Genomic DNA, 956 nt, shown 5'->3' with positions numbered 1-956 from the left:
ACCCGGCCCGCACCGGCCCCCGTGCCCCCCGAGCAACGGCTGCTGCGGCTCGTCAACAGCCGCCGCGGCGCGGCCGGCTGCGCGCCGCTGCGGATGGACCCCCGGCTGACCACGGCGGCGCGGCGGCACGCCCGGGACATGGTGGCGCGCCACTACTACGACCACGCCGGCCCCGAGGGGCAGCACGCCGACGCCCGGATGCGGAACGCCGGATACCCGGTCGGGGCCTGGGCGGAGAACCTGGACCGGGGGACAGGGGACCCGGCCGCGATCGTCGACGACTGGACGGACGGCGCGATCCACCAGCAGAACATGCTCGACTGCGGCTACCGCGACACCGGCGTGGCCGCCGTGCCGGGACCCGAGGGCACGGTGTGGGTCCAGGACTTCGCCAACCCCTCGTCCTGAGGCGGTCCGCCGTCCCGCGCCCACACCGGTGCCCGGCGCGGGTCAGCTGCCGAAGTTCTGCACCCACCACGGGCCGTTGCCGCTCAGGTTCACTCCCACGCCGATGTCCTTGAACCCGCAGTCCAGGATGTTGGCGCGGTGGCCGGGGCTCTTCATCCAGTCGCGCATCGCGTCGGCGGCGCTCTTGGGACCCCGGTGGATGTTCTCGCCCCACTTGTGCCAGTCGTATCCGGCGGCGCTCATACGGTCACCCGCGTTGCGCCCCTCGGGGCTGTTGTGCTCGTAGTAGTCGCGGGCCGCCATGTCGTCGGCGTGCGCCTGGGCGGAGGCGTTCAGGTGCCGGTCGGCCCTGAACGGCGAGCAACCCGCCTTGGCGCGCTCGGCGTTGGCGAGGTCCACCACCTGCTGGACGTACGCGGCGGCGGCGCCGGCGGGCGCGTTGTCCGTACGCGGCGGTGTGCTCCTGCGCGGCGCCTGCCCGCCGCCCCCGTGGCCCCGCGTCGTCGTGGTAGTGCCGTTCCCGGCGTCCGTGCCGGGGTGCGGGGTGG

Annotated in this window: 2 protein-coding genes; one reads left to right on the top strand and one right to left on the bottom strand. The window is 75.0% G+C overall.

All coding sequences use genetic code 11. The annotated features are described in order from the left end of the window. On the top strand, nucleotides 1-408 hold a 408-nt coding region (locus ACJA3G_RS37640), incomplete at its 5' end, for a CAP domain-containing protein (protein WP_406557494.1). Nucleotides 409-450: 42 nt separating this feature from the next. On the opposite strand, the gene ACJA3G_RS37635 is transcribed toward ACJA3G_RS37640, so the two are convergent. Then, the coding region (locus ACJA3G_RS37635; RefSeq protein WP_406557493.1) for a CAP domain-containing protein at nucleotides 451-956 on the bottom strand (506 nt) is incomplete at its 5' end.

This window comes from Streptomyces sp. YS-3 (genome assembly GCF_045257485.1).
Taxonomy (GTDB): Bacteria; Actinomycetota; Actinomycetes; order Streptomycetales; family Streptomycetaceae; genus Streptomyces.
The sequence above is the reverse complement of the archived record's forward strand: the minus strand, read 5'-3'. Positions and strand labels throughout refer to the sequence as shown.